Source organism: Falsiporphyromonas endometrii, assembly GCF_042654485.1.
Classification (GTDB): domain Bacteria; phylum Bacteroidota; class Bacteroidia; order Bacteroidales; family Porphyromonadaceae; genus Porphyromonas; species Porphyromonas endometrii.
The window spans coordinates 1-7,317 of the sequence record NZ_JBHSGO010000141.1; the positions used below are offsets into that span (position 1 = coordinate 1).

The 7,317-nt window shown below is 40.4% G+C and carries 6 protein-coding genes; all 6 read right to left on the bottom strand.

The window, feature by feature from the left end; genetic code table 11:
• Positions 1-284 precede the first annotated feature (284 nt).
• Complete coding sequence (locus ACFO3G_RS04355; RefSeq protein WP_380078332.1) at positions 285-1,934, bottom strand: fumarate hydratase; 1,650 nt, start codon at positions 1,932-1,934, stop codon at positions 285-287.
• Between the two features lie 169 nt (positions 1,935-2,103).
• Entirely contained in the window at positions 2,104-3,414 is a 1,311-nt protein-coding gene (locus ACFO3G_RS04360) for a UDP-glucose dehydrogenase family protein (RefSeq protein ID WP_380078334.1), read from the bottom strand.
• Positions 3,415-3,424: 10 nt separating this feature from the next.
• Positions 3,425-4,351 carry a dTDP-4-dehydrorhamnose reductase gene (gene rfbD, locus ACFO3G_RS04365; protein ID WP_380078336.1) on the bottom strand — a complete coding sequence of 309 codons (927 nt, stop codon included), beginning with the start codon at positions 4,349-4,351 and terminating at the stop codon, positions 3,425-3,427.
• A 229-nt stretch (positions 4,352-4,580) separates the two neighbouring features.
• On the bottom strand, positions 4,581-5,132 hold the full coding sequence (locus ACFO3G_RS04370) for a DUF4924 family protein (RefSeq protein WP_380078338.1): 552 nt from the start codon (positions 5,130-5,132) through the stop codon (positions 4,581-4,583).
• 16 nt (positions 5,133-5,148) lie between these two features.
• Positions 5,149-6,393 (bottom strand): alkaline phosphatase family protein, encoded by a 1,245-nt coding sequence (locus ACFO3G_RS04375; protein WP_380078340.1) that lies wholly within the window; start codon positions 6,391-6,393, stop codon positions 5,149-5,151.
• 146 nt (positions 6,394-6,539) lie between these two features.
• The gene (pth, locus tag ACFO3G_RS04380; RefSeq protein WP_380078342.1) at positions 6,540-7,097 is read right to left on the bottom strand and encodes an aminoacyl-tRNA hydrolase; all 558 of its coding nucleotides are present in this window, start codon (positions 7,095-7,097) and stop codon (positions 6,540-6,542) included.
• Positions 7,098-7,317: the final 220 nt, after the last annotated feature.

The window sequence follows — 7,317 nt, forward strand, 5'->3', positions numbered from 1 at the left end:
CCCCTTTAATACCCTCGCTTTTTGATTAGGGGGGCTTATCTTGTAAAAATGAAATGCTCAACCGCATAAATTCAGCGATTGAGCATCATTAATATGTCCTATGAAACTTTTATCGGACAGCAATAATCCTCAAAACATCCTTAAAATCGGTTGAAGGGGGAACAGACTTATGTACAATTGAGGTACAATAAAATAGGATTGTAAATATCTATGAGATTAGACATTCACAATCCTATTCATATAAAGCTATTACCTACAAAAGGTAAATAGCGGATCGGTTAACCTTATTTATTCAAAGCACATTTGGAACAATTCTCACGAATCTGAGTAAAGAAATCATTACCCTTATTGTCAACCAAAATGAAAGCCGGGAAGTCTTCTACCTCGATCTTCCAAATGGCCTCCATTCCCAGCTCAGGATATTCCAGACATTCAACCTTCTTAATGCTGTCTTGAGCTAAGATTGCTGCAGGGCCTCCGATACTTCCCAAATAAAATCCTCCATGCTTTTTACAAGCATCTGTAACAGCCTGAGAGCGATTTCCTTTGGCGATCATTACCATTGATCCACCATTTTGCTGGAATAGGTCTACATAAGAGTCCATACGCCCGGCTGTGGTTGGACCAAATGATCCGGATGGCATTCCTTTGGGTGTCTTAGCCGGTCCGGCATAATAGATGGGATGATTCTTAACATATTCAGGCAGACCTTCTCCTTTTTCAAGTCTCTCTTTCAGCTTAGCATGAGCAATATCACGACCTACGATAATGGTACCATTGAGAGAAAGGCGTGTCGATACCGGATACTTATCAAGCTCAGCCAGAATATCTTTCATTGGACGATTTAGGTCAATACTTACTACTTGACCCTCCATTCCCTTGCGATACTCTTCCGGAATAAGCGAAGCAGGATTGGTCTCCATCTTCTCAATCCAAATACCTTCCTTATTGATTTTAGCCTTAATATTGCGGTCTGCCGAACAGCTAACTCCAAGACCGACAGGACAACTTGCACCATGGCGAGGCAAACGGATAATCCTTACATCATGAGCATAATACTTACCTCCAAACTGTGCACCATAACCCAACCTACGAGCAGCTTCAAGAACTTCGGCTTCCAACTTGGTATCACGGAATGCTCGACCTCCTTCATTACCTTCCGTTGGCAGATTGTCATAATATTTGGCAGAAGCCAACTTGACAGTCTTAAGGTTCATTTCTGCCGAAGTTCCACCAATCACAAACGCAACATGGTATGGAGGACAAGCTGCAGTACCCAATGTTCCCAACTTTTCTACAAGGAAAGGAACAAGTTTCTCAGGATTAAGGAGTGCTTTTGTCTCTTGATAGAGATAGGTCTTATTGGCCGATCCTCCCCCTTTAGCGATACAAAGAAAATTGTATTCGTCACCATCTACTGCCAGCAAATCGATCTGTGCCGGAAGGTTGCAACCGGTATTGACCTCCTTATACATATCCAAAGGAGCATTCTGAGAATAACGCAAATTGTCTTCTGTATATGTATCATAAACACCATGAGAAAGATACTCCTCATCATTGCCACCGGTAAAGACATATTGACCCTTTTTGCCTAAGATGATAGCAGTCCCGGTATCTTGACATACAGGAAGTTGCCCCTTAGCTGAAACTTCTGAGTTTCGCAAAAATGTGAGAGCTACAAATTTATCATTCTCACTGGCTTCCGGGTCTGAAAGAATCTTTGCAACTTGACGCTGATGAGCAGGTCTTAAGAAAAATGAGGCATCATGAAAACATTGACGAGCCAAAGCTCTCAACCCCTCCGGTTCGATGCAAAGCATCTCCTTATCTCCAAATGGTTTGGTAGACACATACTTATCGGTCAACAGATAATACTCTGTCTGATCTTCTGAAAGCTCAAACGGCTTCTGATACTTAAATTGTGGTGTTGCCATAATTCTACTAATATGATAATCGTTTCGTTATATTATCCTCAAAGGTAAGATTTTAATGTCGCTTTTTCTATACAAAAACAAACAATAATGGCTGCCTATCACATCTAAATAAGACTTATTGTTGTTATTAGATGCGTTAAGCAGCCATCTGTCTCAAATATAATTTCGCTTAGATACCAATTCCCATATATGTAAAACCAAAAGAATCAGGCAAATCATAGACATTTCTTCCATCTATAAGCAGGGGATTGTTCATTGATCTCTTGACTACTTCCCAAGATGGCATCCTAAACTCTTTCCACTCCGTTACATGAAAAAGAGCATCAGCGTCTATGACTGCGTCATACAAATCATTTGCATAGCGGACCTTATCTCCAATACGACGTTTAGCCTCATCCATGGCTATAGGATCGTAAACAGAAACCTCACAACCTGCTTCAAGTAACTGTTGAATAAGAACAAGGGATGTAGCCTCTCTCATATCATCCGTACCAGGTTTGAAACTAAGACCCCAAATGGCTACTTTCCGACCTTTTACATCGTGGTTGTAATAACGATCAAACTTCTCAAAAAGGAGTTTTTTCTGTCTGGCATTCACATCTTCCACAGCATTGAGCACTCGCATCTCATAGCCATTGTCTCGAGCTGTCTGTATCAAAGCCTTCACATCCTTCGGGAAACAACTTCCTCCATAGCCACACCCAGGATAAAGGAATTTGCTCCCAATCCTCGAGTCACTGCCGATACCTCGTCTGACCATATTGACATCTGCCCCGACATACTCACAAAGATTTGCAATATCATTCATAAAGCTAATCCTTGTTGCCAACATGGCATTGGCAGCATACTTCGTCATCTCGGCAGATGGTATATCCATAAACAGGACTCGGAAATTGTTGAGTTGCATCGGTTTATAAAGATATGTAAGAAGCTCTTTTGCTCTATCACTTTCCACTCCGACCACCACTCGGTCCGGCTTCATAAAATCTTCAACTGCATTTCCCTCTTTCAAAAACTCAGGATTTGAGGCCACATCAAATTCAACATCTCCAAATCCTCTCTTATCCAACTCTTCTCGAATAGCCGCTTTTACCTTGCGAGAAGTTCCTACCGGCACAGTACTTTTGCAAACTATCAACTTATAGCTATCCATCGACTTACCTATGGTTCGTGCAACCTCAAGCACATGTGACAGGTCCGCCGATCCATCCTGGTCTGGAGGCGTACCAACAGCAATAAAAACAATCTCCACCAAAGGCAATACCAGACTAAGATCTGTTTCAAAATGGAGCCTTGAAGCCTCAACATTTCTTTTGACCATTGGCTGAAGTCTCGCTTCGTAGATTGGCATTACCCCCTCTCTAAGCTGAGCTATCTTCCTCTCATCCACATCCACACAATACACATCTGCACCTAACTCGGCAAAGCAAGCTCCACTTACCAGCCCCACATATCCTACACCTATGATTGCTATTTTCATTGTTGATTGCTTATTTATGTTCTAATCGATTGATACAATCCTTTACCCCCACAGTCCAATGCGGATGGGTAATCGCATACAAAGAGGACAATCTATCCTTGGACAACACACTATAAGAAGGTCTTTTTGCTGCTGTCGGATAGTCCGATGTACGAATAGGCCTAACTGATTTGACCTGCTTTTGCGACAACAATCCAATAGACACGCAGGCCAGATCATACCAAGAGGCAACACCACTATCCGTACAATGAATAAGTCCGGTACGAAAATGCCCTTCAGCTATAAAAGCCTCAGCAATAACCAGTAGTGTATGGGCTAAATACGGAGCATAAGTAGGAGTACCGATCTGGTCTGAAACGACTCCAATCTCATCTTTTTCCATCGCAAGTCGAACCATCGTTTTGACAAAGTTTTTGCCATATTCCGAATACAGCCAAGCTGTACGAACCACAATGGCACGCCCCTCAAAAGACAAGTGCATCAAAGCTTTCTCCGCTTCCAACTTGGATAAACCATATTGAGAGAGAGGACATGGTCCATCCTCCTCCAGATAAGGCACACTCTGCTCTCCATCAAAAACAAAATCGGTACTGAGCTGTATTAATCCGGCATTAGGGATCCGACTTACGATAGAAGCCAACTTTCGTGGCACATCGACATTCAATGCATAGACCTTTTCCTTTTCTTGTTCGGCTTGATCTACAGCTGTATAAGCAGCACAATTGATTATTAAGAGCTTATCCTCTCTATTTTCAGTAATAGAAGAAGCCATTTGAAGGATTTTCTCCTTAACCTGACTCTCACTAAGGCACAAATCAAGCTCCTCAATATCCGGATAAAAGAAACGATATCTCTCATGGAGGTTTAGTCTCTGTACCACCTCCTTGATAGACAATCCTAACTGACCTTTTCCTCCGGTTACTATGATTGTTGTCATTTAAATATTCTTTTTAGCTTATTCTTCGGGAAGTCTAAATAACATTTTTAATGTTATGAGACCCTTCAATAGACATTTTCCATTACGAAGGTACACTCATGAAAGCACAAATGCAAAAATGTATTCGGGTTGTCATACCCCAAACATTTTTGCATTTGACAAGTGGAGAAATCAGCCTCCTTATATTAAGAATCTCCTGTATTCAAAAGATTCTAAAAGAGATATACCATCAACCTACAGGCATATCTTCCTCAGGATCGTCTTTCGTCTTATATCTTTCGGATAAGAAAGTAAGGAAATTACCAACCCTGCTCAAAGCCTCTGTTGTCTCCTTACTCACATCTTTACCTTGCATCTTCAATAGAGAAAATCCATACAAAGCATCCATACAGGTCTCTATCTCACCTCGATCAAGATCAGTAGAATTTTTTCTCAGACCCACAATATATGGCAATACTTGATAGTAAAGGCTGGCATAAATCTGCTCCTTCTGATCAGAAAGAAGCTTATGATGAAGTTCTTCGAGTTGCATCATGACTATACGAACAATATTGAGGTGGCCTTTTTCTCTTAACCCCTCTGTCAGCATCATGTCAACAAGTTCACTATACCATTTGTCCAATTGCCTTTGCTCTTCATCAGTGACATCATATTTGGGTAAAAGAGTCTTCCTGACCAAATCAATATCGAGATTGCAAGCACGGATCAAATCCTCAACCTGCCACATATATATGACATAATCGACGATATGGTCCGCTCTGAGTTTTCTTGAAACAAACATATCTATACTAATTGTTTTATTCTTCCCCGTTAATAACTCTATCTACATCCTTTTCAGATGCATCATTTTTTGCCGGCTCTATAGAAAGAAGTCTACATAGAAGAGGATAAATGGTAATATTGGGGATTGGAGAACTAAAGCGAATATCTTGCTTAAAATCCGGGCCAAAACCAGCAAATAGAGCTTTCATCTCCGGAGCGGCATTGTCATATCCATGGGCACCGCCAACAATCTTTTTAGCCTTACCCTCTCTAAAATACAGATATGTACCAATGTTTGGCATCACAACAATTTCGCCAATCCTTGGATTAGATCCAAAATGAAAACGCTTGGGTATATCGCCTTTGCGATAAAAGGTCACATTAGGAACTTTCTTTAGATCCTTGAGCACTTTTTTGAGTTTACCCTTCTTAGGATATAGCATAGAAGGCACACCATCAACGATATGATCAAAATCATTGCGATCGAGATATTCAGACAAGTCAACCGATTGCCCCGGAGTATAAGCCGCCATACCATGATCCGAAACAAGAATAAAGTCGACATTGTCACGATTAGGCAACTGACGAAGTTTATTTAAGAAATAGCCCACCACAGAATCCATCTGCTCAACCTTAGCTATAGTCTTAGGACTCTCGGGAGTATAAAGGTGACCAAAATGATCCGGCTCTTCGATGTACCACATGATGAGTCTCGGTCTTTCCGATTTGGGCATCGACAGCCATTTGATTACAGTATCAGCTCTATCATAATATGGGACATTCGAATCATACTTCTTCCAACTCCATGGCTGATGACCATTCACATTCGTTTCACTTCCAACCCAAAAGAAAGAGGCTGCCCTTACGCCCTGTCTCTCAGCCGTGTTCCAAACAGGTTCTCCTCCATAGAAAGCAGGATTTTCTACTGACTTACGATCACCCAATTTATAGCGACCAAGTTTCTTATCGAAAAACATATTTGTCACAATACCATGACTATTTGGATAAAGTCCGGTGGCCATACTATAATGATTGGGAAAAGTTAGGGATGGATAGCTGGGTTGCAAAAAACCCAAAAACCCTACAGAGGCAATAGAATCAATATTAGGTGTCTTTGCAACATCCAAATAACTTCTCCTAAACCCATCCAAAGACAATATTACAACTTGTCTGTCAGACTTAGGGAACTGGGTGGTTGTCTGTGCAATACTTCTGTATCCAAAACAAGAACACAAGAAGACTAATGCTGTCATCACTGACAAAATTTGAATCTTTCTCATAATTGAAATGATTTGTTCTAAAGGTATAGCTACAATCTTAATACCACTAAGCATAAGATCAATCGCCAAGATGATTATCTCAATCACCTATGGGCATTCTCTCAAAACATCACAACCTTTAGCTCTATTAATATATTAATCCGTTTTTAATTGTACTTATTCATCGCTCTTTGCACTCCTTCAAGACAAAATGAACGAACAATTTCCACAACTTGCGGAAGAATCTCTGTAATCTGTCGTTCCTCTTCAGGGCTAAAATGACCTAACACAAAGTCTATCTGACCTCCTTGTGGATAATCATTACCCAAACCAAATCTCAATCTGGCATACGACTGCGTTGAAAGCATCTGTGCAATGTTTTTCAATCCATTATGCCCGGCATCACTACCCTTTGCCTTCAACCGAAGTTTGCCAAAAGGCAAGGCAACATCATCAACTAAAATAAGAATTCTTTCTATAGGAATATTCTCTTGTTGCGCCCAATATCTGACTGCATTACCACTGAGATTCATATAAGTATTGGGCTTAAGAAGTATGAGTTCCGCATTTTTCATTCGCATCAGAGCCACAGCACCATACCGCTTCTCTTCAAATGAAACTTTTCCCTCTTCGGCCAAAGCATTGACCATGGTAAATCCAATATTATGCCTTGTACCATTGTATTCCTGCCCAATATTTCCAAGTCCTACAATAAGATATTTCATACTCCGTTGTTTTATTTCAGTCCACAAAGGTAATGCAGATTATTTAGATACCATTTTGAAAGGCAATATTAGATTTGAAGAGACAATGAAAATTCTTAGAAGCTGTTTAAATTTAATTGAAAAACAATCTTATACAAGGTGTTAATATATTGAATATCAGTAGGTTAGTTGATTTATTATTTGTAACTTTATGATTATCAAACAATTAAAGTTATGGAGC

Bases quoted from the DNA above. Each gene is read 5' to 3' on its own strand.
- ACFO3G_RS04355 (WP_380078332.1), bottom strand. From the start codon at position 1,934: ATGGCAACACCACAATTTAAGTATCAGAAGCCGTTTGAGCTTTCAGAA.
- ACFO3G_RS04360 (WP_380078334.1), bottom strand. From the start codon at position 3,414: ATGAAAATAGCAATCATAGGTGTAGGATATGTGGGGCTGGTAAGTGGA.
- rfbD (WP_380078336.1), bottom strand. From the start codon at position 4,351: ATGACAACAATCATAGTAACCGGAGGAAAAGGTCAGTTAGGATTGTCT.
- ACFO3G_RS04370 (WP_380078338.1), bottom strand. From the start codon at position 5,132: ATGTTTGTTTCAAGAAAACTCAGAGCGGACCATATCGTCGATTATGTC.
- ACFO3G_RS04375 (WP_380078340.1), bottom strand. From the start codon at position 6,393: ATGAGAAAGATTCAAATTTTGTCAGTGATGACAGCATTAGTCTTCTTG.
- pth (WP_380078342.1), bottom strand. From the start codon at position 7,097: ATGAAATATCTTATTGTAGGACTTGGAAATATTGGGCAGGAATACAAT.